This is a genomic window from Delftia sp. WSY_10 (assembly GCF_043104705.1).
GTDB classification, from domain to species: Bacteria; Pseudomonadota; Gammaproteobacteria; order Burkholderiales; family Burkholderiaceae_C; genus Comamonas; species Comamonas tsuruhatensis.
This window is the reverse complement of the sequence record NZ_JBICKY010000021.1, coordinates 31,610-56,060: the sequence shown is the minus strand read 5'-3', so window position 1 is coordinate 56,060 and position 24,451 is coordinate 31,610. Positions and strand designations below refer to the sequence as shown.

Annotated in this window: 19 protein-coding genes; 8 read left to right on the top strand and 11 right to left on the bottom strand. The window is 65.9% G+C overall.

What is annotated here, in order from left to right:
- Positions 1 to 162 precede the first annotated feature (162 nt).
- Entirely contained in the window at positions 163 to 1,425 is a 1,263-nt protein-coding gene (gene rho / locus ACF8ML_RS11340) for a transcription termination factor Rho (RefSeq protein WP_016447451.1), read from the top strand.
- Between the two features lie 64 nt (positions 1,426 to 1,489).
- On the opposite strand, the gene ACF8ML_RS11335 is transcribed toward rho, so the two are convergent.
- A complete protein-coding gene (locus ACF8ML_RS11335; RefSeq protein ID WP_392408024.1) occupies positions 1,490 to 2,899 on the bottom strand; it encodes a CoA transferase in 1,410 nt (469 codons plus the stop codon).
- Positions 2,900 to 2,999: 100 nt separating this feature from the next.
- On the opposite strand from ACF8ML_RS11335, the gene ACF8ML_RS11330 reads away from it, so the two are divergent.
- From ACF8ML_RS11330 to ACF8ML_RS11315, 4 genes are all read left to right on the top strand, one after another.
- Positions 3,000 to 4,193, top strand: coding sequence for a citrate synthase family protein (locus ACF8ML_RS11330; protein WP_047326737.1), 1,194 nt, complete (start codon positions 3,000 to 3,002; stop codon positions 4,191 to 4,193).
- Positions 4,194 to 4,307: 114 nt separating this feature from the next.
- The gene (locus ACF8ML_RS11325; RefSeq protein WP_012206708.1) at positions 4,308 to 4,553 is read left to right on the top strand and encodes a type B 50S ribosomal protein L31; all 246 of its coding nucleotides are present in this window, start codon (positions 4,308 to 4,310) and stop codon (positions 4,551 to 4,553) included.
- 155 nt (positions 4,554 to 4,708) lie between these two features.
- Positions 4,709 to 6,448 carry a hypothetical protein gene (locus tag ACF8ML_RS11320; RefSeq protein ID WP_047326736.1) on the top strand — a complete coding sequence of 580 codons (1,740 nt, stop codon included), beginning with the start codon at positions 4,709 to 4,711 and terminating at the stop codon, positions 6,446 to 6,448.
- Positions 6,445 to 7,812 (top strand): MATE family efflux transporter, encoded by a 1,368-nt coding sequence (locus tag ACF8ML_RS11315; protein WP_016451342.1) that lies wholly within the window; start codon positions 6,445 to 6,447, stop codon positions 7,810 to 7,812. The genes ACF8ML_RS11320 and ACF8ML_RS11315 overlap by 4 nt, the downstream gene beginning before the upstream one ends.
- A gap of 28 nt (positions 7,813 to 7,840) precedes the next feature.
- On the opposite strand, the gene phoR is transcribed toward ACF8ML_RS11315, so the two are convergent.
- The 7 genes from phoR to pstS form a co-directional block, all read right to left on the bottom strand.
- The gene (phoR, locus tag ACF8ML_RS11310; RefSeq protein WP_392408023.1) at positions 7,841 to 9,235 is read right to left on the bottom strand and encodes a phosphate regulon sensor histidine kinase PhoR; all 1,395 of its coding nucleotides are present in this window, start codon (positions 9,233 to 9,235) and stop codon (positions 7,841 to 7,843) included.
- A 120-nt stretch (positions 9,236 to 9,355) separates the two neighbouring features.
- Positions 9,356 to 10,051, bottom strand: coding sequence for a phosphate regulon transcriptional regulator PhoB (gene phoB, locus ACF8ML_RS11305; protein WP_016447457.1), 696 nt, complete (start codon positions 10,049 to 10,051; stop codon positions 9,356 to 9,358).
- Between the two features lie 20 nt (positions 10,052 to 10,071).
- Positions 10,072 to 10,773, bottom strand: coding sequence for a phosphate signaling complex protein PhoU (gene phoU / locus ACF8ML_RS11300; RefSeq protein WP_016447458.1), 702 nt, complete (start codon positions 10,771 to 10,773; stop codon positions 10,072 to 10,074).
- 13 nt (positions 10,774 to 10,786) lie between these two features.
- Entirely contained in the window at positions 10,787 to 11,569 is a 783-nt protein-coding gene (gene pstB / locus ACF8ML_RS11295; RefSeq protein WP_016447459.1) for a phosphate ABC transporter ATP-binding protein PstB, read from the bottom strand.
- Between the two features lie 38 nt (positions 11,570 to 11,607).
- A complete protein-coding gene (pstA, locus tag ACF8ML_RS11290) occupies positions 11,608 to 12,471 on the bottom strand; it encodes a phosphate ABC transporter permease PstA (protein ID WP_034347746.1) in 864 nt (287 codons plus the stop codon).
- Between the two features lie 17 nt (positions 12,472 to 12,488).
- Positions 12,489 to 13,427 (bottom strand): phosphate ABC transporter permease subunit PstC, encoded by a 939-nt coding sequence (gene pstC / locus ACF8ML_RS11285; RefSeq protein ID WP_016447461.1) that lies wholly within the window; start codon positions 13,425 to 13,427, stop codon positions 12,489 to 12,491.
- Positions 13,428 to 13,599: 172 nt separating this feature from the next.
- Positions 13,600 to 14,640 carry a phosphate ABC transporter substrate-binding protein PstS gene (gene pstS, locus ACF8ML_RS11280; protein ID WP_016447462.1) on the bottom strand — a complete coding sequence of 347 codons (1,041 nt, stop codon included), beginning with the start codon at positions 14,638 to 14,640 and terminating at the stop codon, positions 13,600 to 13,602.
- Positions 14,641 to 14,887: 247 nt separating this feature from the next.
- Here pstS and ACF8ML_RS11275 point away from each other — a divergent pair, with 247 nt between their 5' ends.
- On the top strand, positions 14,888 to 16,372 hold the full coding sequence (locus ACF8ML_RS11275) for a Ppx/GppA phosphatase family protein (RefSeq protein ID WP_047326735.1): 1,485 nt from the start codon (positions 14,888 to 14,890) through the stop codon (positions 16,370 to 16,372).
- Between the two features lie 115 nt (positions 16,373 to 16,487).
- On the opposite strand, the gene ppk1 is transcribed toward ACF8ML_RS11275, so the two are convergent.
- Positions 16,488 to 18,932 carry a polyphosphate kinase 1 gene (gene ppk1, locus ACF8ML_RS11270; RefSeq protein ID WP_047326762.1) on the bottom strand — a complete coding sequence of 815 codons (2,445 nt, stop codon included), beginning with the start codon at positions 18,930 to 18,932 and terminating at the stop codon, positions 16,488 to 16,490.
- Positions 18,933 to 19,141: 209 nt separating this feature from the next.
- On the opposite strand from ppk1, the gene ACF8ML_RS11265 reads away from it, so the two are divergent.
- Positions 19,142 to 20,113 (top strand): Ppx/GppA family phosphatase, encoded by a 972-nt coding sequence (locus ACF8ML_RS11265; RefSeq protein ID WP_016447465.1) that lies wholly within the window; start codon positions 19,142 to 19,144, stop codon positions 20,111 to 20,113.
- Positions 20,114 to 20,222: 109 nt separating this feature from the next.
- The gene (locus tag ACF8ML_RS11260; RefSeq protein WP_016451338.1) at positions 20,223 to 22,076 is read left to right on the top strand and encodes an EAL domain-containing protein; all 1,854 of its coding nucleotides are present in this window, start codon (positions 20,223 to 20,225) and stop codon (positions 22,074 to 22,076) included.
- Between the two features lie 86 nt (positions 22,077 to 22,162).
- Here the strand turns inward: ACF8ML_RS11260 and glmM are convergent, their stop codons facing one another.
- Together glmM and folP are read right to left on the bottom strand one after the other, a co-directional pair.
- Positions 22,163 to 23,506, bottom strand: a complete 1,344-nt coding sequence (glmM, locus tag ACF8ML_RS11255) for a phosphoglucosamine mutase (RefSeq protein ID WP_016447467.1) — start codon at positions 23,504 to 23,506, stop codon at positions 22,163 to 22,165.
- Positions 23,507 to 23,522: 16 nt separating this feature from the next.
- Positions 23,523 to 24,359 carry a dihydropteroate synthase gene (folP, locus tag ACF8ML_RS11250; protein WP_047326734.1) on the bottom strand — a complete coding sequence of 279 codons (837 nt, stop codon included), beginning with the start codon at positions 24,357 to 24,359 and terminating at the stop codon, positions 23,523 to 23,525.
- Positions 24,360 to 24,451 lie beyond the last annotated feature (92 nt).

Genomic DNA, 24,451 nt, shown 5'->3' with positions numbered 1-24,451 from the left:
CTATGACCTGCGGATTTTTTCCTGTCATAATGCCCCTCATCACCGGCCTTATGCATCGAAGGCCGCGCTGAGACCCTCAGGCAAGCCAGCCCACTTCCACAGTGTTTCGCTTGGCTCAACGCCTCCCCCTGGTTTCTTTCCACTCCGTTCTGGAGTCTCTCCATGCACCTTAATGAACTCAAGGCACTGCACGTGTCTGAAGTCCTGAAGCAGGCCGAAGCGCTTGAGATCGAAAACGTCGGTCGCATGCGCAAGCAAGAGTTGATGTTCGCCATCATCAAAAAGCGCGCCAAGGCCGGGGAACAAGTGTTCGCCGACGGCGTGCTGGAAATCCTGCCGGATGGTTTCGGCTTCCTGCGCAGCCCCGACACCAGCTACACGGCCAGCACCGACGACATCTACATCTCGCCCAGCCAGGTCCGCCGCTTCAACCTGCACACCGGCGACATGATTGAAGGCGAAGTGCGCACGCCCAAGGATGGCGAGCGCTACTTTGCCCTGACCAAGCTCGACTCCGTCAATGGCGGCTCGCCCGAGCAGAACAAGCACAAGGTGCTGTTCGAGAATCTGACCCCCCTGTTCCCCACCCAGCAGCTGCGCCTGGAGCGCGAGATCAAGGGCGAGGAGAACATCACCGGCCGCATCATCGACATCATCGCCCCCATCGGCCGCGGCCAGCGCGCGCTGATCGTCGCGCCGCCCAAGAGCGGCAAGACCATGATGATGCAGAGCATCGCCCACGCCATCACGGCCAACCATCCCGACGTTCACCTGATGGTGCTGCTGGTCGATGAGCGCCCCGAAGAAGTGACCGAGATGCAGCGCTCGGTCAAGGGCGAGATCATCGCCTCCACCTTCGACGAGCCCGCCACGCGCCACGTGCACGTGGCCGAGATGGTGATCGAGCGCGCCAAGCGCCTGGTCGAACTCAAGAAGGACGTGGTCATCCTGCTGGACTCCATCACCCGCCTGGCCCGCGCCTACAACAACGTCGTGCCCTCGTCGGGCAAGGTGCTGTCGGGCGGCGTGGACTCCAACGCGCTGCAGCGCCCCAAGCGCTTCTTCGGCGCGGCGCGCAATGTGGAAGAAGGCGGCTCGCTGACCATCATCGCCACGGCCCTGGTCGATACCGGCAGCCGCATGGACGAAGTGATCTTCGAAGAGTTCAAGGGCACGGGCAACAGCGAACTGGCCCTGAACCGCCGCCTCTACGAAAAGCGCGTGTTCCCCGCCATCGAACTCAACAAGAGCGGCACGCGCCGCGAAGAACTGCTGCTGGCTCCCGAGATCCTGCAGAAGACGCGCATCCTGCGCCAGTTCATGTACAACATGGACGAGATCGAGGCCATGGAGCTGATGATCAAGAACATGCGGGCCACCAAGACCAACGTGGACTTCTTCGACATGATGCGCCGCGGCGGCTGATCTCAGAGATCCAGCCCACGGCACCTGCGAACGCCTCGCTCACGCGGGGCGTTTTGCATTCAGCTCACCATGCAGCGGCAGCCGTACCCAGGGCGCAAGCCGCACGCTCCCAGTGCATGGGGGCGCCCACCACCTCCACCGGCGCCCGCAGGCGCCGCGCGGGCCCCCAGGAAGTGGCCTCGACGGCCGCGCCGAAATCCGCACAACGGTCCACCGGCGCCAGCGTGCAGGGGTCCGGATCACCGACGCCCTGGCCCGCCAGGAGATGGGCCGTGCGCGCCAGCGAGGCTTGCACCGTGCTGCCGCCCAGCCCCTGGCTACGCCGCACCAGCGCCATCACCACGGCGGCCGCCATCAGATAACCCGTTGCATGATCCAACGCCTGCAGCGGCAACGGCGTGGGCCGGTCGCGGCCCAGCTGGCGCATGCCCGCATCGGCAATGCCGGCGCTCATCTGCACCAGACTGTCGAAACCGCGCCGCTGCTGCCAGGGCCCGCTCCAGCCATAGGCATTGAGCGACACGTCGATGAGCGAAGGATTCACCTGCCGACGCCGCGCGGCATCGAATCCCAGGCCTTCCAGCGCGCCGTCCCGGTAGCCATGGACCAGCACATCGGCCCCGGCCAGCAGTTGCTCGAACACGGCACGATGCTGTGGCGCCCGCAGGTCCAACCGGGCACAGCGCTTGCCCAGCGTGACCTCGGGCACCGTGCCGGGCTCCTCCCAGCCCGGCGGATCGATGCGCAATACCTCGGCGCCGTGACCCGCCAGCCATCGCGTGGCAGCGGGGCCGGCCAGAATGCGCGTCAGGTCCAGCACGCGCAGCCCCTGCAGCGGGCGCCTGGCCGATGGCTGCCAGGCACCCGCATGCCGGCTCGATTGCGGATGCGGATGTGGATGCATCTGCCACGCCAGCAAGGGCTCCCGCTGCACTGCGCGACCCTGCGGGTGCGCGGCCCATTCAGACAGCCCGCGCATGGCTGCAGCACAGCCGCCTTGCGCCACAACGGCCGACTCCAGCTCTTGTGCTGCCCAGCGCTCGACCGCGGCAGCCACGGCCTCGCGTTCGGCGGGCGCATCCAGAACGGCCAGTGCCGCTGCACGGTGATGGGGCGCATTGGTATGCAGGCGAATCCAGCCGTCCGCCGTGCGGTAGTCGCCGGCCACGGAATCCCACAGCGCGGGCATCTCCCAGCCCTGCGGATGCAGGCTATGGCCAAACCACAAGGAGGCAAGCCTGCGATCCACCACCACACGCGGCGCTGCAGCGCCGAGCTGCGCGATCAACTCGGATAGGCAAAGGCCTGCCACGCCCAGGCTGGCGGCCGCCAGATCGGAGACCGGGAACACGGAGGCCAAGGACCCACGACCTCGCTGCTCCAGACGTTGGAGCGCCACCGGATCACCATCCAGCGCCTCCCAGATCTGGCCGGTGCAATGGTCGAAAGCGCAGGGAAAAGGGAGACGGGACATGGAGCACTCCTGGCAGCTGAAACAAGGCTTGGAGCTCGCACCATAGGTTCCTGGTAAATATTGTCAATATTGATTCAATTAATCAACATATGATCGACCCATGCCCGACTACCTGAACTCCACCGAGGCCACCGCGCTGCTGGGCGTGAGCCGTGCCACGCTGTACGCCTATGTCAGCCGAGGCCTGCTGCAGGCCCACGCCGCAGACACGCCGCGCCAAAGCCGCTACCTGCGCGAAGAGGTCGAGCAGCTCGCACGCCAGCGCGGCCAGGGCCGCAAGCCGCGCGAAGTGGCGCAGGCCGCGCTCAGTTGGGGCCTGCCGGTGCTGGAGTCCACGATCACATTGATAGAAAAGGGCCGCCTGTACTACCGGGGCGAGGACGCCGTGCACTGGGCGCGAACCCGCACGCTGGAGGAGACAGCCGCCCTCCTGTGGCAATGCCCGACCCAGGCAGCCTTCGCTGCAAACGCCGTGGAGGCCGCGCCTTTGCTGTCCGACCTGCAGCAGCGCATGGCAGGCCAACCGTGCGAAAACACATTGCTGCCCCTGTTCACCGTCGCCAGCGATGACACGGCCACCGCTGCCTGGCAGCAATCACCCGAACGGCTGGCAGCAGGCTGCGGTGCGCTGTTGCGCCTGCTGGCTGCCTGCCTGCTGGGCACCGTGCCGGACAAGGCCGCCATCCATCTGCAATGCGCACGGGCCTGGAAGCTGGACGCGCCAGGCGCGGACCTCGTGCGCATGGCCCTGGTGCTGTGCGCCGACCATGAACTCAACGCATCAGGCTTCACGGCGCGCTGCGTGGCCTCCACGGGCGCAAGCCTGCGCGCTGCCGTGGTGGGAGGCCTTGCCGCCTTGACAGGCGGGCGCCACGGCGGCACGACCGCGCGCGTGGAAGCGCTGTGGGACGAGGTGGGCGAGCAGCAGATCGCCACCCGCCTGCGCCAGCGTCTGGCGCGCGGCGAATCCCTGCCCGGCTTCGGCCACCACCTCTACCCAGATGGCGACGTGCGTGCCGCCCTGCTGCTTGACATGCTGCCGGCGCATGGCCCGGCAACGATGCTGGCCAAGGAGGTGATGGCGCTGACGGGGCAGGCGCCTTCGGTCGATTTCGCGCTGGTGGCCCTGCGACGGCATCTGCAGCTGCCGCCGGGCAGCGCCTTTGGCCTGTTCGCGCTGGGCCGCTGCGCCGGCTGGCTGGCGCAGGCGCTGGAGCAGCGTGCCACCCGGCAAATCATCCGTCCGCGCGCGGCGTACACGGGCCCCAGGCCTGACGGTTTGGCACGGAACTGAGCACTATGCGATAATGCAGGGCTTTTTCTTGCGGAAAGTACGCTTGATTTGAACCGCTACAAAGGTTGCAGCGGGTCAGGCACGGCTACCGCACTTGCATCAGAAGGAAAGATCATGAAAGAAGGCATCCACCCCAACTACCGCGAAGTGCTGTTCGTGGACCTGTCCAACGGCTTCAAGTTCGTGACCCGCTCCTGCGTGAACACGAAGGAAACCGAAACCTTCGAAGGCAAGGACTACCCCCTGTTCAAGCTGGACACCTCGTCCGAGTCGCACCCCTTCTACACCGGCACGCAAAAGTCGGTGGACAACATGGGCGGCCGTGTGGAGCGCTTCCGCAACCGTTTCGGCAAGAAGTAAATCCTGCTTCTCCGGCCAGAAGGGCAGCACGGGCAACCGCGCTGCCCTTTTGTTTTTCGCAGTCCGGCCAATCCATGCCGGCCAGGCATGCCCCATTCTTTTCGAGGCCCTTGCTTCGCGTATTCTTGCGCCCTCCGTTGCAGAAAGTCCTGTGAGTGAACCAGCCCACCCCTGCCATCGTTGCCCAAAGCGCCGTGCGCCGCCTGCCGCGCTGGTCGCTGCTGCTGCTGTGCCTGGCCTATGTCGTGCCCGGATATGTGGGGCGCAGCCCCTGGCGCATGGCCGACATGGAGGCCTTCGGCTACATGCGGGAGCTGGCCCTGGGCCATACCTCTTGGCTGGCACCGCGCATGGCGGGGCTGCTGCCCGAATCCGAAGGCCTGCTCTCGTACTGGCTCGGTGCGCTGGCCATGCAGGGAGCACCTTCCTGGCTGCACCCGGAGATGGCGGCACGCCTGCCCTTCATCGCCATGCTGGTGATCACGCTGGCGGCCACTTGGTGGGGCGTGTACTACCTGGCGCGCACACCGGGCGCACGCCCCGTGGCCTTTGCCTTTGGCGGTGAGGCCCAGCCTACCGACTATGCGCGCGCCATGGCCGACGGAGGGTTGCTGGCCCTGGTGGCCTGCCTGGGCCTGGCCCAGCTCTCCCACGAAACCACCAGCTACATGACCCAGCTGGGCTGCGCGGCCCTGCTGTTCTTTGCCGCCGCCGCCATGCCCTACCACGGCCGCACGGCCACGCTGGCATTGCTGCTGGGCCTGCCCGGCCTGGCACTGAGCGGTGCGCCGACCGTGGCCACGCTGTTCGGCCTGGGCGGTACCTCCATGGCTTTCTTCTCGCGCACCTGGGGCGACGAAGCCACGCCCGCCCCACGCGCATCACGCCTGTGGACCGTGCTGTGGCTGGCGGTGACGATCTTGGCGGCCGCACTGTCCTGGTGGCTGGACCAGTGGGCCTGGCGCGTGGTGGACAGCGGCACTGCCAAGGAATGGCAAAGCCTGGTCAGGCTGCTGCTGTGGTTCAGCTGGCCCGCCTGGCCGCTGGCACTGTGGACGCTGTGGGTCTGGCGTCGCCAGATCGCCACGCCCCGGCGCTATCCCCATCTGGCGCTGCCGCTGTGGTTTGCCATCATTCCGGTGATCGCTTCGTTGAGCACGCTGCCAGCAGACCGCGCCCTGCTGCTGGGCCTGCCCGCCATCGCCACGCTGGCGGCCTTTGCCCTGCCCACGCTGCGCCGCAGCATCAGCGCCCTGATCGACTGGTTCACCCTGCTGTTCTTCAGCGCCGCGGCCATTGCCATCTGGGTGATCTGGCTTTCGCTGCAGACCGGCATTCCCGCCAAGCCCGCCGCCAATGTGGCAAGGCTGGCCCCGCAGTTCACGCCGGAATTCTCGGTGCTGTCCTTCGCCGTGGCGGTGGCCGCCACCCTGGCCTGGTGTGTGCTCGTGGCCTGGCGCACCTCGCGCAACCGTGCGGCCATCTGGAAGAGCCTGGTGCTGCCCGCCAGTGGCGCCACGCTGGCCTGGCTGCTGCTGATGACGCTGTGGCTGCCGCTGATGGACCATGCGCGCAGCTTCGAGCCACAGATGCGCCTGGTACTGGCCGAACTGCCCAGGGACGGCAGCTGCGTTCAAACCTATGGCCTGCCGCGCGCCCACATTGCCGCGCTGCGCTACTACGGTGACATCGATACCCAGCGCCTGAGCATGGCCGGTGCCGCGCGCTGCGACTGGATGGTGGCCGAGGAAGAAACCTGGCTGGATCCTCACAGCGCACGTCTGCAGGCCACCTGGGAGACCGTGGCCCGCGTGGTACGCCCCACCGACCGCAAGGACTTCCTTCTGGTCTTGAAACGCAGGCCTGAGGCGAGGCCCGTCCAGGTCAAGCCATGAACCTGCCAGCGCACGCCCCCCTGAGCGCTGAGCGACGCACCATTGCCCAGCATGCCTTGACCGTGCTGGCCGGGCAGCTGGCCGTGATGGCCTTCGGCGTGACCGACACCATCGTGGCGGGCCGCTATTCAGAGGAGGCGCTGGCGGCGCTGTCCGTGGGATCGGCCATCTTCGTGAGCGTCTACGTCTCGCTGATGGGCATTTTCCAGGCCCTGCTGCCGCTGTGGGCCGAGCACCGCGGCGCCGGACAGCCCCAGGTCATAGGCCGCACGCTGCGACAGGCCATGTACATGCTGCTGGCGGCCTGCGCCGTGGGCATGGGCGTGCTGCTGTTTCCCGATGCACTGCTGCGCTGGGCCGATGTTCCGCTGCCGCTGCAGGTGCAGGTGCGGGCCTATCTCTCGGTGCTGGCCTGGAGCCTGCCGGCCGCCCTGCTGTTTCGCATCTACAGCACGCTCAACCAGGCGCTGGGCCACCCCTTGCTGGTGACCTGGCTGCAGCTGGTGTCGCTGCTGATCAAGATCCCTTTGTCCATCTGGCTGGCCTTTGGCGGAGCCGGCCTGCCGGCCTTGGGCGCCGAAGGCTGCGCCTGGGCCACGCTGATCGTGAACTACGCCATGGTCGCGCTGGCCTTGTCTTTGATGCGCAGCCAACGCCTGTACGCACCGCTGGCGCTGTGGCAGCGCATGGAGCCGCCGGACTGGCCCCAGCTGGCGCAGTTCGCGCGCCTGGGCATTCCTGCGGGACTGGCGATTCTGGTGGAGGTGACATCGTTCACGCTGATGGCCTTGTTCGTGGCGCGCCAGGGCACGCTGGCCTCGGCCAGCCACCAGATCGCCGCCAACCTTGCAGCGCTGTGCTACATGGTGCCTCTGTCACTGGCCATTGCCACCAGCGCACGGGTCAGCTACTGGCGCGGCGCCGGCGACGAGGTCACGGCGCGGCGCCTGGTCGCCATGGGCTGGCGACTGGCGGCAATGGGCGGGTTGGTGCTGGCCTGTGCACTGTTCCTTTCCCGCGAGGGCCTGGCCCGCATCTACAGCGGCAACCCCGAGGTGGTGGCCATCACCGCCAGCCTGCTGGCCTGGGTGGCTGCCTACCATGTGGCGGACGCCATCCAGACTTTCTGCATCTTCGTGCTGCGCTGCTACCGCATCACCGTGGCGCCGCTGGTCATCTATTGCCTGCTGCTATGGGGTGGCGGTCTGGCCGGCGGATACTGGCTGGCCTATGGCACGGACAGCGTCCTGCCCGCCTGGCTGCACCCGGGCACGCCCGCCCCCTTCTGGGCCGGCAGCGCCTGTGCGCTGCTGGTGACCGCCGTGGTGTTCAGCGCGGTCGTACGCAAGGCCACAAACCGCTGAGCGGGTAGCGGCCATCCGTCAGAGCGCGCTATGCGGCGCGGCTGCCCCGGCTGTCGCTGCTGTCACGGGCCTCGGGCGCAGGAATGCGTACCCGGCTGGCCGGAAAGGTCACCGAAAACTCCGATCCCTGGCCCGGCGCGCTGGTGATGCCCAGCTTGGCACCATGGCGCTGCAGCACATGCTTGACGATGGCCAGGCCCAGGCCCGTGCCGCCGGTATCGCGCGAACGGCTGCGGTCCACGCGGTAAAAGCGTTCAGTCAGGCGCGCCAGGTGCTTGGGCTCGATCCCTGGCCCGGAGTCCTGCACAGCAAAGCGTGCCGATCCATCGGGCAAGGTCTCCCAGGTGACGTCGATGCGCCCGCCTGCCGGTGTGTAGCGCATAGCGTTGGCCAGCAGGTTGGAGAAGGCGCTTTGCAGCTCGGCGCTGGCGCCGGCCACCTCGCCGGCCTGCGCCAGCATCTCGGCCGACGGAAAGCTCAGCGCATGCGGCAGGGATTGCTTGCGCGTCAGCATGGACGACAGGCCGCGCGCCTCGTTTTCGCAGCGCTGCATGAGCTGGGCCACGGGCACCCATTCGTTGCTGCTGGGCAGCGGACTGCCCTCCAGGCGCGACAGCGCCAGCAGGTCTTCCACCAGATGCTGCATGCGCTCGGCCTGCTGGGCCATCAGGCCCAGGTAGCGGTTGCGTTCCTCGGGCTCCAGCGGCAGGTTCTGCAGCGTCTCGACAAAGCCCACGAGCACGGTCAGCGGCGTGCGGATTTCATGCGAGACGTTGGCCACGAAGTCACGGCGCATGGCCTCGGCCTGCTCCACCGCGGTCACATCGCGCGCCAGCAGCAGCTTGCGCCCTTCGCCATAGCCGTACAGTTGCACCGACAGCTTGACGGGGCGCGAGGCCGTGCTTTCGCGGCCCTGCATGACCAGATCGCGCGAGAAATCCTGGGTGGCGAAATAGGCGCTGAACTCGGGGTCGCGCACCAGGTTGCCAATGCTTTGCAGCAGGTCGCGTTCGGCATCGAAGCCGAACTGGCGCGCCGCGATCTGGTTGCACCATTCGATGCGGCCGTCGGCATCCAGCAGGACCACGCCGTTGGGACTGGCCTGCAGGGCAGAAAGAATGTCATTGAGCCGCTGGTCGCCCTGCTGCACCTGCTGCACGCTCTGGCGCAGCCAGCGGCGCATGCGCACGCTGGCTTCTCCCCAGATGCCGCTGAGTTCAGGCGCCTCCCGCAGCTCCGACTGGCGCAGCCAGGACAGCAGGCGCATGGCGTTCCAGCTGTCCACCAGCCACCACATCCAGCCCGCGCACAACGCACCCGCCAGGGCCGCCACGGCCTGTGACGCCATGCCAGGGCTGGAGGCCGCCATGGCGCCCCACAGCCACCATCCCAGCAATGCGCCCGCGATCTGGGACGCCAACAAGCGAAAACCTCGCCAACCCATACTTGCGCCTTCTTTGCGTTGTATTCGCTGCCTGGGGCAGCGGCGCCCGGGCATGGCCTGCGGGGGCCATGCGTGGATTCATTGGAACGCAGGACCGCCTCAGGCCAGCGCCTGCGCGCTGAGCCGGTAGCCGGCGCCCCGCACCGTTTCGATCAATGCACCGGCCATGCCCAGCGCCTCGCGCAGCCGCTTGACGTGGACGTCCACCGTGCGCTCCTCGATGAAGACGTGATCGCCCCAGACCTTGTCCAGCAACTGGGCACGGCTGTGCACACGCTCGGGGTGCTTCATCAGATAGTGCAGCAGCTTGAACTCGGTGGGGCCCACCTTGATCATGTCGCCCTGCCAGCTCACGCGGTGCGCGGCGGCGTCGAGCACCAGCTCGCCGATGCTGACCTTGTCCTGGATCTGCTCGGGCGCGCGGCGCCGCAGCACGGCACGGATGCGTGCCAGCAGCTCCTGGGTCGAGAAGGGCTTGGTGATGTAGTCATCGGCACCCGCATCGAGCCCCGCCACCTTGTCCGGCTCATCGCCGCGCGCCGTGAGCATCAGGATGGGCACGGCCTTGGTGCGGCTGTCGGCGCGCCACTTGCGCGCCAGGGCCAGACCGCTGGCACCGGGCAGCATCCAGTCGAGCAGGATCACGTCGGGCAGCACGGCATCGAGCTCGCGCTGCGCGGTCACGCCGTCCTCGGCCCAGACCGGCTGGAAGCCGTTGTGCCGCAGGTTGACAGCGATCAGCTCCGCGATGGCGGGCTCGTCCTCGACGATAAGGACCATGGGCATCTTCTTCATCCGTTGTTCGCCTCCGGCACTTACAGCACTGCCGACTCGATGGCATCCATGGTCTGGTGGCGGACATCCTTGCCCTCCACCAGATAGATGATCAGCTCGGCCACATTCTTGGAATGGTCACCGATGCGCTCGATGGCCTTGGCCAGGAACAGCAGGTCCAGGCTGGCGGAGATGGTGCGCGGGTCTTCCATCATGTAGGTGATGAGCTTGCGCACGAAGCCGTCGAACTCCTGGTCGATCAGGTCATCTTCCTTGAGGATGGCCACGGCCGCCTTGGTGTCCAGGCGCGCAAAGGCGTCCAGCGTCTTGCGCAGCAGGCCCGAGGCCATCTCGGCCGCAGTGCGCAGGTCGCCCGTGGGCAGGGAGCGTGCGGCGCCGCTTTCGATGATGGACTTGACCATGCGCGCCATCTTGTGCGCTTCGTCGCCCATGCGCTCCAGGTTGGCCGTGGCCTTGGAGAAGGCGATCAGCAGGCGCAGATCGCGCGCCGTGGGCTGGCGCCGGGCAATGATGGACGACAGTTCGTGGTCGATCTCCACTTCCATGGCATTGACGCGCTTTTCTGCGGCATCGACCTGCTCCACGGCCTCGATGCTGAAGCGCGACAGCGCATAGACGGCCTGGCGGATCTGGGACTCGACCAGACCGCCGAGTTCCATGACGCGCGCCGAGACGCGGTTGAGTTCGCTGTCGAACTGGCTGGAAAGGTGTTTTTCGGTCATCGATGGCTCCTGCTCAGCCGAAGCGGCCGGTGATGTAGTCTTCCGTTTCCTTGCGCTGGGGCTTGAAGAACATCTGCTCGGTGTCTCCGAATTCCACCAGGTCGCCCAGGTACATGTAGGCCGTGTAGTCGCTGCAGCGGGCCGCCTGCTGCATGTTGTGCGTGACGATGACGACGGTGTAGTCGTTCTTCAGTTCGGCAATCAGCTCCTCGATCTTGGCCGTGGAGATCGGGTCCAGGGCCGAGCAGGGCTCGTCGAGCAGCAGCACTTCGGGCTTGATGGCAATGCCGCGTGCAATGCACAGGCGCTGCTGCTGGCCGCCGGACAGGCCCGAGCCACTTTGCTGCAGCTTGTCCTTGACCTCGCCCCACAGGGCCGCCTTGCGCAGTGCCCATTCCACACGGTCGTCCATGTCGGAGGAGCTGAGGTTTTCAAACAGCTTCACGCCGAAGGCGATGTTGTCGTAGATGGACATGGGAAACGGCGTGGGCTTCTGGAACACCATGCCGACCTTGGCACGGATCAGCGCCACGTCCTGCTTGCTGGTCAGCAGGTTCTCGCCGTCCAGCAAGATCTGGCCTTCGGCGCGCTGCTCGGGATACAGCTCGAACATGCGGTTGAAGGTGCGCAGCAGCGTGGACTTGCCGCAGCCCGACGGGCCGATGAAAGCCGTGACCTTCTTTTCGGGAATGTCCAGGTTGATGCCCTTCAAGGCGTGGAACTTGCCGTAGTAGAAGTTCAGGTCGCGCACCGTCAGCTTGGAAGAGGTCAGCGCGCTGGAAGAGGTCGCAGTCATTGCGGAATCCTTGTCCTGGTTGATTGCTTGTTGCTGCATTACTTCTGGCGTGTCAGGAAACGCGCCAGGATATTGAGACCGAGCACCGCCACGGTGATCAGGAACACACCGGCCCAGGCCAGTTGCTGCCAATTCTCGTAAGGGCTCATCGCGAACTTGAAGATGGTCACCGGCAGGCTGGCCATGGGCTTGGACAGGTCGGCATTCCAGAACTGGTTGTTCAGCGCCGTGAACAGCAGCGGGGCGGTCTCGCCGGCAATGCGGGCCACGGCCAGCAGCACGCCGGTGATCACGCCGGCGCGCGCTGCACGCAGCGTCACCATGATGATGACCTTCCACTTGGGCGTGCCCAGCGCGTAGGCGGCTTCGCGCAGGCTGGCAGGCACCAGCACCAGCATGTTCTCGGTGGTGCGGATGACCACGGGAATCACGATCAGCGCCAGCGCCACCACGCCCGCATAGCCGGAAAAGCTCTTGAAGCGCGCCACGACCACGGTGTAGACGAACAGGCCGATCACGATGGACGGCGCCGACAGCAGGATGTCGTTGACGAAGCGTGTGGTATTGGCCAGCCAGCCACGCGCATCGTATTCAGCCAGGTAGACACCGGCCATCACGCCGATGGGCGTGCCCACGAACGTGGCCAGGGCCACCATGATCAGCGAGCCGAAGATGGCGTTGGCAATGCCGCCGGCCTCATTGGGCGGAGGCGTCATCTCGCTGAACAGTGCCAGGCTCAGGCCGCCGATGCCCAGGGTGATGGTCTCCCACAGAATCCAGATCAGCCAGAACACGCCGAAGGCCATGGCAGCCAGGGACAGGGTCAGCGCCACCTGGTTCACACGCTTGCGCTGGGCATACTTGGCCTGGCGCACGCGCGACAGCTCGGCGGCATTGATCATCTTGGTGGAGGTGCTGCTCACGAGCGTGCTCCTTCATTCTTTTGCAGGCGGTTGAGCAGGACCTTGGAGCAAGCCAGCACCACGAAGGTGATGAAGAACAGCACCAGACCCAGATAGATCAGCGAAGCCTGGTGCAAGCCCTCGCCCGCTTCGGCGAACTCGTTGGCCAGGGCCGAGGTGATGCTGTTGGCAGCCTCGAAGACCGACAGCGAGTTGAGCTGGTTCATGTTGCCGATCACGAAGGTCACGGCCATGGTCTCGCCCAATGCACGGCCCAGGCCCAGCATCACGCCGCCGAGCACGCCGGTCTTGGTGTAGGGCAGAACCACCTTCCAGACCACTTCCCAGGTCGTGGAACCCAGGCCATAGGCGGACTCCTTGAGCAGGGCCGGAGTGACCTCGAACACATCGCGCATCACGGAGGCGATGAAGGGAATGATCATGATGGCCAGGATGATGCCGGCCGACAGGATGCCGATGCCCACCGGCGGGCCGGACACGAAGGCCTCCAGATAGGGAACGCCCTGGAACAGCTTTTGCAGGGGCTGCTGCACATAGGTGGACAGCACGGGGCCGAACACCATCAGGCCCCACATGCCGTAGACGATGGAAGGCACGGCGGCCAGCAGCTCCACGGCCGTGCCCAGCGGGCGCTTGAGCCAGGCCGGCGACAGCTCGGTGAGGAACAGCGCGATGCCGAAGCTCACGGGCACCGCAATCAGCAAAGCGATGGCCGAGGTGGCCAGCGTGCCGTAGATCATGACCAGGCCGCCGAATTCGTTGCGAACGGGGTCCCAGACACTGCGGCCGAGGAAACTCAGGCCGTATTCATAGATGGCGGGCCAGGCACCGACCAGCAGCGAGGCCAGGATGGCCAGCAGCAGGCCCAGCGTCAGCAGCGCGGCCAGACGCGCGAGAGCGCCAAACAAGCGATCCGCCACGCGCCCCGACAGCATCGGGGGGCGTAGCGGAGAAGGTGTGCGTCGCTGGGAAGCCTGTGCAGAGGCGGCCAGCGAGTTCGAGGGCGACGTTGTGGACACGTGAGGCGCCTTTATTCGCGGTTTGTGAAGGGATCAGGGGAGCCATGATGCACCTGCCGGCGGTGCGCCATGGCCCCCTTTTCAGGGTTTACTTCAGGGAAATGGCAGTGCCGGAGGTGTCCTTGATCTGGCCCCAGGATTGGAAGATCACGTTCTTGACGGCGTCAGGCATGGGCACGTAGTCCAGGTCGGTGGCGGTCTTGTCGCCGGACTTGTAGGCCCACTCGAAGAACTTCAGCGAGGCAGCGGCCTGTGCAGGCTTGTCCTGGGCCTTGTGCATGATGATGAAGGTGGCCGAGGTGATGGGCCATGCCTCCTTGCCAGGCTGGTTGGTCAGGATCTGGTAGAAGCTCTTGGCCCAGTCGGCACCAGCAGCAGCGGCCTTGAAGGTGGCGTCATCAGGGGACACGAAGGTGCCGCCTGCGGTCTGCAGCTGGGTGTAGGTCAGCTTGTTTTGCTTGACGTAGGCGTACTCGACGTAGCCGATGGAGTTGGGCAGGCGACCCACGAAGGCGGCCACGCCTTCGTTGCCCTTGCCGCCTGCGCCCGTGGGCCAGTTCACGGCCTTGCCTTCGCCAACCTTTTCCTTCCACTCGGCATTGACCTTGGACAAGTAGTTGGTGAAGCCGAAGGTGGTGCCCGAGCCGTCAGCGCGGCGCACGGGAGCGATGGTGGCGTCAGGCAGGTTCACGCCCGGGTTCAGGGCCTTGATGGCCTCGTCATTCCACTTGCTGATCTTGCCCAGGTAGATGTCGCCCAGCACCTGGCCGGTCAGCTTGAGCTGGCCGGGCTGGATGCCCTTGATGTTGACCACGGGCACGATGCCGCCGATCACGGTGGGAAATTGCACCAGACCCTTCTTGGCCAGTTCTTCATCCTTGAGCGGCTCGTCGGAGGCGCCGAAGTCCACGGTCTTGGCTTCGATCTGCTTGATGCCGGCGCTGGAGCCCACGGACTGGTAGTTGATCTTCACGCCGGTGGCCTTGTTGTAGTCCGCAGCCCACTTGGAGTACAGCGGAGCCGGGAAGCTGGCGCCTGCGCCAGTGGCTTCCTGCTGAGCCAGGGCCTGGCCCACGCCGCCCGCAGACAGAGCACCAGCCACCAGAATGTGAATCACAGACAACTTCATGTACAGACCTCTTAGGGGTTGAAAGATGCGATGGCTGGACTGTAAGAAGGCTTTGTGACATTGATGTGACATGGAAAAAAGGCGTCACAAACAGCAGGACTTCCCATGTAAGAACCCGGTCATCGCGATGTCACAATTCCGTCTTAGTCTTGTGTGTCGCACGAGCAGGCACCAGACAGGTGCAGCCCTGCCCCCTCGGACATCGCTGTGCAATCGTGCTCGACGAATCTTGATTGGCGTTTCTTTCATGGCACCAGAATCCCTGCTCGCTGCCGTTGACCTCGGGTCCAACAGCTTTCGCCTCGAAATAGGCCGCGTCGGCAGCCACCAGCGCATAGAGCGCGTGGAATACCTCAAGGAAACCGTGCGCCAGGGCAATGGACTCAACGAGCGCCATGAACTGACTGACGAAGCCATGCAACGCGGCTGGGACTGCCTGGCACGCTTTGGCGAACGGCTGGCCGGCTTTGCGGCCGACCAGGTCCGCGCCGTGGCCACACAGACCCTGCGCGAGGCCCGCAACCGCGATGTCTTCATCGCGCGAGGCAGCACCCTGCTGGGCTTTCCCATCGAAGTCATCTCGGGCGAGGAAGAGGCCCGGCTGATCTATCGCGGCGTCTCCAGCCTGCTGCCGCCATCGTCTCAACGGCGTCTGGTGGTAGACATTGGCGGGCGCTCCACCGAAGTCATCATCGGCCAGCATGGCGAAGCGCGCCAGGTGGCCTCCTACCCCATAGGCAGCGTGGCCTGGAGCACGCAGTTCTTTGGCGAGGGCACGCTGTCGCGCGCGCACTTCTCGGCCGCCATCAAGGCGGCGCAGGCGGCACTCACCCAGACCGTATCGGCCTATCCAGCCACCGCATGGGACTGCGCCTATGCATCGTCAGGCACGGCCAACGCCGTGGGAGACATCCTGGCGGCCAACGGCTACTCCGGGCGGCTGATCACGCCCGACAGCCTGCGCTGGCTGCATGAGCAGCTGATGGACGCCGGCCACGTGGACCGCATCCGCCTGGCTGGACTCAAGGAAGACCGGCGAGCCGTCATCGCCGGCGGCCTGAGCATTCTGATGGCCGCCCTGGGCCTGCTGGGCATCGACGAACTGGAGGTTGCACAGGGCGCGCTGCGCCAGGGCGTGCTGCACGATCTGCTGGAACACGAGCCGCCTGCCGACCGCGAAGCCGCCGAGATCGCGGCGCTGCAACAGGACTTCGGCATTGACACATCCCACGCTCTGCGTGTTCGCAAGGTGGCACGCTGGGCCTGGCAGTCGCTGCAGGCGCAGCAGCCGCCCGATGCACTGGCCACGCACGCACTGGACACGGCTGCCAGCCTGCATGAGATCGGCATGCGCATCTCTCTGAGCGCCTACCACCGCCACGGCGCCTACATCACCGAACACTGCAGTGCCGCCACCTGGCCCGTGGAGCTGCGCGAACGCATCACCCAGCTGGTGCTTGGCCACCAGGGCAAGCTGCGCAAGCTCGAGGCTGCCATCGAGGACCGGGCCGTGGCCTGGCCATTGCTGGCGCTGCGCCTGGCCGTGCAGCTGTGCCACGCCCGGCGCGATCCCGATCTGCAAGGCATGCGCCTGCACCGCTCGGACAGCGTCTTTCACCTGACCGTGCCGGAAGGCTGGACCAGGAGCTACCCCCAGTCCGCCCAGTTGCTGCGCACCGAAGCCGTGGCCTGGCAGAAGACGCCCTGGACGCTGCAGCTGCATCTGCACTGAACGCCGAACGTCTCCGGCTGCCGCAGCGACAAGCAAAAAGCCCTGCCAGCGCAATGCGTTGGCGGGGCTTTTCGATTGCACAGGGCAGGCGCGCGGCGCCCTGACAGGATACGGCTCAGACCCGAGGGCCGTAACGCTCCATCAAGGCGTTCTGCGCCCCCAGGCCCGTGGTCGGATAGGGTGCGCGCTGGTAGGCGCCATTGGCTTCCAGCGTCCAGGCGTCGCGGTTGTCATGCAGGCTGGCGACAAGACATTCGTCTATCACCTGCTGGCGCAACGCCGGATCGCGCACAGGCCAGGCCAGCTCCACCCGGCGCATCATGTTGCGGTTCATCCAGTCCGCACTGGACAGCAGCAACTCCTGCTGATTGCCCCAGGCGAAGTAGAAGACGCGCGAATGCTCCAGGAAGCGGCCGATGATGGAGCGCACGCGGATGTTGTCCGTCCAGCCCTTGCGCTGCGGCGGCAGCATGCAGGCGCTGCGCACGATGAGATCGATGCGTGCGCCCTGCTGACCGGCACGCACCAGGGCCTGCATGAGCAGTTCGTCAGTCAGCGCATTCATCTTCAGCACAATCCGCGCCTCTTCGCCGCGCTGTGCGGCCTCGCCCACCTGGGCAATCAGCGCCAGCATGCGATCGTGCAGTTGGAACGGTGCAATCACAAGCTGGTGCAGCTTGGGCAAGCGGTTGTGGCTGGACAGGTGGCTGAATACGGCATCCATATCGGCCGTGATCTGTGCATCGCAGGTCAGTTGGCTGATGTCCGTGTACAGGCGCGCCGTGCGCACGTTGTAATTGCCGGTGGACAGGTGCCCATAGCGCTTGAGCTGACCGCTGCGCTTTTCGCGCCGGGTAATCAGCAGCATCTTGGCGTGCGTCTTCAGGCCCAGCACGCCGTAGACCACCTGGGCGCCCAAGGCCTCCAGCTTCTCGGCGGAGTTGATGTTGGCCTCTTCGTCAAAGCGGGCCTTGAGTTCCAGCACGGCCAGCACTTCCTTGCCGCGGCGAACCGCCTCGGCCAGCAGCTGCATGATCTCGGAGTCCGACCCCGTGCGGTAGATGGTCTGCTTGATGGCCAGCACCTCAGGGTCATTGACGGCTTCGCGCAGCAGCTCCAGCACGCCGTCGAAGCTCTCGAAGGGCTGGTGGATCAGCACATCACGCTTGCGGATCTGGGCCATCACCGAGCGGCCCGGCTGCAGCTGGCGCGGCCATGCCGGACGCCAAGGCGGAAACAGCAGCGCGGGGTCATCGACCAGATCCACCAGCTGCGACTGGCGCACCAGGTTCACGGGCCCCTTGACGCGGAACAGTGCCTCGGTCGGCAGGCCGAACTGGCCCAGCAGCAGGTCGGACAGCATGGGCGAGCAGGCAAAGGACACCTCCAGCCTCACCGCCTGGCCGTAGTGGCGATGGTGCAGACCCTGGCGCAGGGCCGTGCGCAGGTCGCTGACGTCTTCCTCATCCACTGCCAGGTCCGAATGGCGCGTGACACGGAATTGCGCAAACTCCGCCACCTCACGCCCCGGGAACAACTCGACGAGATGAGCACGCACGATGCTGGAGATGCTCACGAACAGGCGCTGCTTGCCCGCGATCTTCTCGGGCAGGCGCACTAGGCGCGGCAAGACACGCGGCACCTTGACGATGGCCACCTCGTTGGCACGGCCAAAGGCATCGACACCTTTGAGGCGCACGATGAAGTTCAGCGCCTTGTTGGCCACCTGGGGGAATGGATGGGAGGGGTCCAGGCCCACGGGCATGAGCAGCGGCTGGACTTCGCGCAGGAAGTACTCGCGCACCCATTTGCGCTGGGCGCTGCTGCGCTCGCCATGGGATACCACGCGTATGCCCTGCCCCGCAAAGGCGGGAATCAGCGACTGGTTGTACAGCGTGTATTGGCGCAATACCAGCTCATGCGCCTTGTCCATCAGCGAGCGGAAGCTCTGCAGGGTGTACAGGCCCTTGGCGTCGCCGGCCTTGGCGGCCGTCACATGCGGGGCGCAACGCACCTCGAACCATTCGTCGAGATTCGAGGAGACGATGCACAGATAGCGCAAACGCTCCAGCAGCGGCACATCTTCACGCACGGCCCAGTCCAGCACGCGCTCATTGAAGGCCAGGATGCAATGGTCACGGTCAAGAAACTGTTGCTGCTGCTCTTGCACTTCACCGCTTTCGGCTGTGGCGTGCAGTCCAGTGTATTCGGGGGCGGGAAGCCTTGCAGAAGAAGCAGAGGCAGAAGCCGCAATGGCCTGGCCCTGCAGCTCCGACAAGGCGGTGGAGAGGCTTTTCGCCAGAGGCATCATCGGGACATTCAGGGGTGCAGAGACGGGTATGGGAGCTGTCTGGCGGGCCATGCCCAGCGAAGCCGGCCCTGCGGGCACGGCACGCGCTCCCTGTTCATGTTCTGGTTCGGCAGGTGCGGCAGAGGCGCCACCGGGAATCGGCGTGAATGTCTGGGGCATGGATGCAGGGGCCCGGCCTGGGCAGGACCCGGTAGTCACCCCGCTAGCCGGGGATTCGGGCAGTCTGCCCCGGATTTGTGACATGTTCATGACATGCATTCCTCTGTTCATGACATCTGTCATACAAGCCAAGTCAGGCGCAAGCAACGGCGCAGAAACCGTCACGCAAAAGTCATGACCCAGTCACAACGGCACGAGAGCGACGCGAGATCGCCGGGGTGCTAAGCTAGCTGCCTTCCCCTGGATGCCGTTGGCTGCTGCAAACCTGCCGCAGCCGTGCCGTCGTCCGCCTTTCGCGCATGTCCTCTTCCAATCCCCCCGAAAGCCGCCTGGCCGCCATCGACATTGGCTCCAACAGCTGCCTGCTGGCCATGGCCCGCAGCGACGGCGCAAAGGTACAGCTGCTCAGCCATCGCAAGGAAGCCATACGCCTGGGCAGCGCCCTCGACGCCCAGGGCGCCTTGAGCCTGGAGGCCATGCAGCGCGGCTGGGCCTGCCTGGAGCGCTATGCGCAGGTGCTGGGTGATCTGCCCCGCCACCGCGTACGTGCAGTGGCCACGCAGACGCTGAGAGAGGCATCGAATCGCCAGATCTTCCTGGACGAAGGCCAGCGCATCCTGGGCTGCCCCATCGAGGTCATTGACGGCGAGGAGGAAGCACGCCTGATTTATCGCGGCGTCGCCCAGTTGCTGCCGCCCGGCGCCCAGCGGAGGCTGGTGGTGGACATCGGCGGCCGCTCGACCGAGCTGTGCCTGGGTCAGCAGCGGCAAGTACTGCAGGCACGCTCCTTCGCCTTCGGCAGCGTGACCTGGGCCTTGCGCCACTTCCCCGATGGCGAGCTGTCGGCCCAGGCCCTGTCCCAGGCCGAAGCAGCCGTGGCCGACATCATTGCGCCCGAAGCAGGACTTTTCGCTGCCGGGCAATGGAGCCATGCCTATGGCTCCTCGGGCACGGCCGGTGCCATTGTCAAGGTCCTGGCCCATGCGCCCGGGGGCACGGCCGGCTGGATCACGCGGCAGGGACTGGACTGGCTGCATGCGCAGTTGCTGCGCGCAGGCCATGTCGACCGTGTGAACATGGACGGACTCAAGGAAGAGCTGCGCCCCATGATCGGCGGCGGCATGAGCGTGATGCGGGGCATCTTCTCCAGCCTGGGCATCGAGCGCATGCGCGTCACGCACGGAGCCCTGCGCCATGGCGTGCTCTATGAATTGGCCCACAAGCTCGATGCGCAGGCCAAGGGCCGGCAACGACAGTCCACCGGCACCTGAAAACCAAGGCCCTGCCCTCGCCAGGGAACGACAAAATGCTGTTTTGCGCGCAAGTGCTACACTTTGTAAGTTCCCCCTCATCCCTTTACCACCGCCCTAACGCTTCGCCATGTCCGCGCCGACGATTGCGTACGACCCTGTACTCGAACGTCCGTCTTCGATGATGGCGGCGTCGCTGCAGCGCAGCCTGCGCGAGCAGCAGGCACTGCTCGACAATGCCGGCGTGGGCATCGTCTTCATCCGCCAGCGCGTCATCGTCCGATGCAACCAGTGCTATGCCGACATCTTCGGCTACGCGGGCGAGCATGCGCTGGTCGGCATCAACAGCGAGCACCTGCACCCCAGCCGCGACGAGCTGCGCAGCCTGGGGCGCGAGGCCTATCGCACGCTGAGCGCGGGCCTGTCCTTTCGCACGCAGCGCCGCCTGCGCCGCAAGGATGGCAGCCTGTTCTGGGGTGAACTGACGGGCCGGCTCATCAATCCGGGCGATGCACGCGAAGGCTCCATCTGGATCGTCAGCGACATCGACGACCGTCTGCGCGCCCAGCAGGCCCTGAGCCAGGCCCACGAACTGCTGGAGCAGCAGGTGCGCGACCGCACACGCGAACTCAGCGCCACGGTGGAGAACCTGCACCGCGAGATCGCCGACCGCAAGCTGGACCAGGAACGCATCTACTGGATGGCGCACTACGACGCGCTCACCGGCCTGCCCAACCGCACGCTGCTGGCCGAGCGCAGCGCCCGCGCCATCGAGCTGGCCAAGGTCAACGACACGCCGCTGGCCGTGATGTTCCTGGACCTGGACCATTTCAAGCATGTCAATGATTCGCTGGGCCATCGCGTGGGCGATGCCCTGCTGGTGGAGATTGCCCGCCGCCTGCGTGCCGTCGTGCGTGACCGCGATACGGTGGCCCGCATCGGCGGCGACGAATTTGTGCTGCTGCTGCCCGGCGCCAATGCCCAGGGTGCGGCCCGCGTGGCAGGCAAGCTGCAGGAGGCGTCGCGCCAGGCCTACCAGATCGACCGCCACGAACTGACCATTGCGCCGTCCATGGGCATCGCGCTGTACCCGCGCGACGGCCACGACATCGACTCGCTGACACAGGCCGCCGATGCGGCCATGTACCACGCCAAGCAGGCCGGCCGCAACACCTACCGCTTCTTCACTCCGCAGATGCAGGCCCAGTCCCTGCGCGCCCTGCAGCTGGAGAACGCCTTGCGGCGGGCGCTGGAACGCAATCAGCTGTATCTGCATTACCAGCCGCAGATCACCCTGAGCACCGGACGCGTGCGCAGCGTGGAGGCACTGCTGCGATGGGAGCATCCCGAGCTGGGCTCGGTTTCGCCCGCGGAGTTCATCCCCGTCGCCGAGGATAGCGGCCAGATCCTGCAGATCGGCGAATGGGTGCTGCGCAGCGCCATGCAGCAACTGCAGGCCTGGCGCAATGCGGGGCTGCGGGACCTGAAGGTGGCCGTGAACCTGTCGGCCATCCAGTTCCACCAGCAGCAACTGCCCGAAATCATCAACCGCATCCTGCTCGACAGCGACCTGCCGGCCGATTCTCTGGAGCTGGAGCTGACCGAGGGCGTGGCCATCCATGATCCGCGCCAGGCCACGGCCACCATGGACCGGCTGCGCGAGCATGGCGTGCGCCTGGCCATGGATGACTTCGGCACCGGCTATTCATCCCTGAGCCAGCTCAAGCGCTTTCAGATCTACAAACTCAAGATCGACCAGTCCTTCATCCAGGACCTGGACCACGACAGCAATGACCGCGCCATTGTCAGCGCCATCATCCGCATGGCCCAGGCCCTGGGCATGCAGACCACGGCCGAAGGCGTGGAAACGGAGGCGCAGCTGCAGTTCCTGCGCGAGCAGGGCTGCGATGAAGCCCAGGGCTACCATTTCAGCCGCCCGCTGCCGCCCCAGGCGCTGGAGGCCTTTCTGCGCAGCCAGGGCTGAACAGCTCACCGCGCCACGGTCTGCAGACGAAAAAGCCGAAGCCTGCAGCTTCGGCTTTCCATGGCCGGGAACGTGCCGCCCGCCGCTCAGGGCATGGGTGAATTCTTCGCCACGCTGGCCAGGCGCTCGGCGCAGCGGCTGGCCTGGTCGCCATCGCGTGCCTCCACCATCACGCGCAGCAAAGGCTCGGTGCCGCTGGCGCGGATAAGCACGCGCCCCGTATCACCCAATTCGGCCTTGACGGCCTCGGTGGCTTCCTCCAGCTGGGTGTTGCGCTTCCAGTCCTGGCCCGGCTGCAGCCGCACGTTGAGCAATACCTGGGGAAACAGCTGGACCGAAGACAGCCACTGCGACAGGCTCTTGCCCGAACGCACGCAGGCCTGCAGCACCTGCAGCGCGCTGACCAGGCCATCGCCCGTGGTGTGCTTGTCCAGCGCCAGCAGATGGCCCGAGCCCTCGCCCCCCAGGGTCCAGCCCTGGCGGTGCAGCTCCTCCAGCACATAGCGGTCGCCGACCTTGGCGCGCACAAAGCCCACACCCTGGGACTTCAGCGCCACCTCCACGGCCATATTGGTCATCAGTGTGCCCACGGCGCCCGGCACGGCCTCGCCACGCGCCAGCCGATCGGCCGCCATCAGGTACAGCAGTTCGTCGCCGTTGTAGAGCCGGCCTGCCGCATCGACCAGCAGCAGCCGGTCGGCATCACCATCCAGCGCCACACCGAAGTCGGCCTTGTTCGCTCGCACGGCCAGCACCAGGGCCTCGGGATGGGTGGCACCCACGCCTTCGTTGATGTTCAGTCCATCGGGCGCACAGCCAATGGCCACCACATCGGCCCCCAGTTCATGGAAGACCTTGGGGGCGATCTGGTAGGCCGCGCCATGGGCCGCATCGACCACGATCTTCACACCCTTGAGCGTGAGCGCATGGTCGAAGGTGCTCTTGCAGAACTCGATGTAGCGCCCTGCCGCGTCTTCAAGGCGCCGGGCCTTTCCCAGAGCGGCAGAGTCGACCCATACGGGATCTTCGGTCAAGGCCTGCTCGACCTCTTCCTCCCAGGCATCGGGCAGCTTGGTGCCCTGTGCGCTGAAGAACTTGATGCCGTTGTCGTAATAAGGGTTGTGGCTGGCGCTGATGACCACGCCCAGGCTGGCGCGCTGGGCGCGCGTCAGATAGGCCACGCCCGGCGTGGGCAGGGGGCCCAGCAGCATCACGTCCACGCCGGCAGAGTTGAACCCGGACTCCAGCGCGCTCTCCAGCATGTAGCCCGAGATCCGCGTGTCCTTGCCGATCAGCACCATGGGACGGGCTTCCTTGCGCCGCAGCACACGGCCCACGGCATGCGCCAGACGCAGCGCGAAGTCGGGGGTGATGGGCGAACGGCCCACCAGGCCGCGAATTCCATCGGTACCAAAATATGTGCGTGCCATAGTGCTCCTTTGTTGTTCAGTCGTTGTCGTGCATGGTCTGCCAGACCGTCAATGCCGCCACCGTATCGGCCACGTCGTGCACGCGCACCACGCGCGCGCCACGCTCCACCGCCAGCAGTGCCGCCGCCACGCTGGGCACCATGCGCTGGCCCTGTGGACGGCCACTGACCTGCCCGAGCGAGCCCTTGCGCGACCAGCCGGCCAGCAGCGGGAAGTCTAGGCCCAGCAATTCATGCTGGCGTGCAAGCAGGGAAAAATTCTGTGCCACGCTTTTGCCGAAGCCGATGCCATAGTCCCAGACGATGCGCTCCCGCGCCACGCCCCGGGCCAGCAGGGCATCGCTGTGCAACTGCAGGAAATCGCGCACGGCGGGCACGGCATCGCCTTGCATGGGCGTGGTCTGCATGTCCTGCGGCGTGCCATGCATGTGCATGAGACAGATGCCGCAGCTCGGGTGCGCGGCCACCACCTGCTGCGCGCCCGGCTGGCGCAACGCCCAGATGTCGTTGACGATGTCAGCCCCCAGATCGAGCACGGCCTGCATGACCTCGGGCTTGTAGGTATCGACGGAGACAGGCACGCCCAGTTGCACTGCGCCCTGCACAACAGGCAGCACGCGCCGCAACTCCTCATCCAGCGGAACAGCCGGTGAGCCGGGCCTGGTGGACTCGCCGCCAATATCGAGGATGTGCGTGCCCTCACTGACCAGTTGCTCTGCATGCCGCAAGGCCTGCTCCACCGTGTTGTGCCGCCCGCCGTCGGAAAACGAGTCGGGCGTCACATTGACGATGCCCATGACCAGTGGACGCTGAAGGTCTAGAACAAAGCGCGAAGTCTGCCATTGATGCGGCATGGGATTTCCTGAAGGTAGGCGCCTGCCGGACCGGGTTCATCGCTGGCCGTTGCGGGCAATTGAACACATCCTGCAAGCAAAGCAAAAGGGCC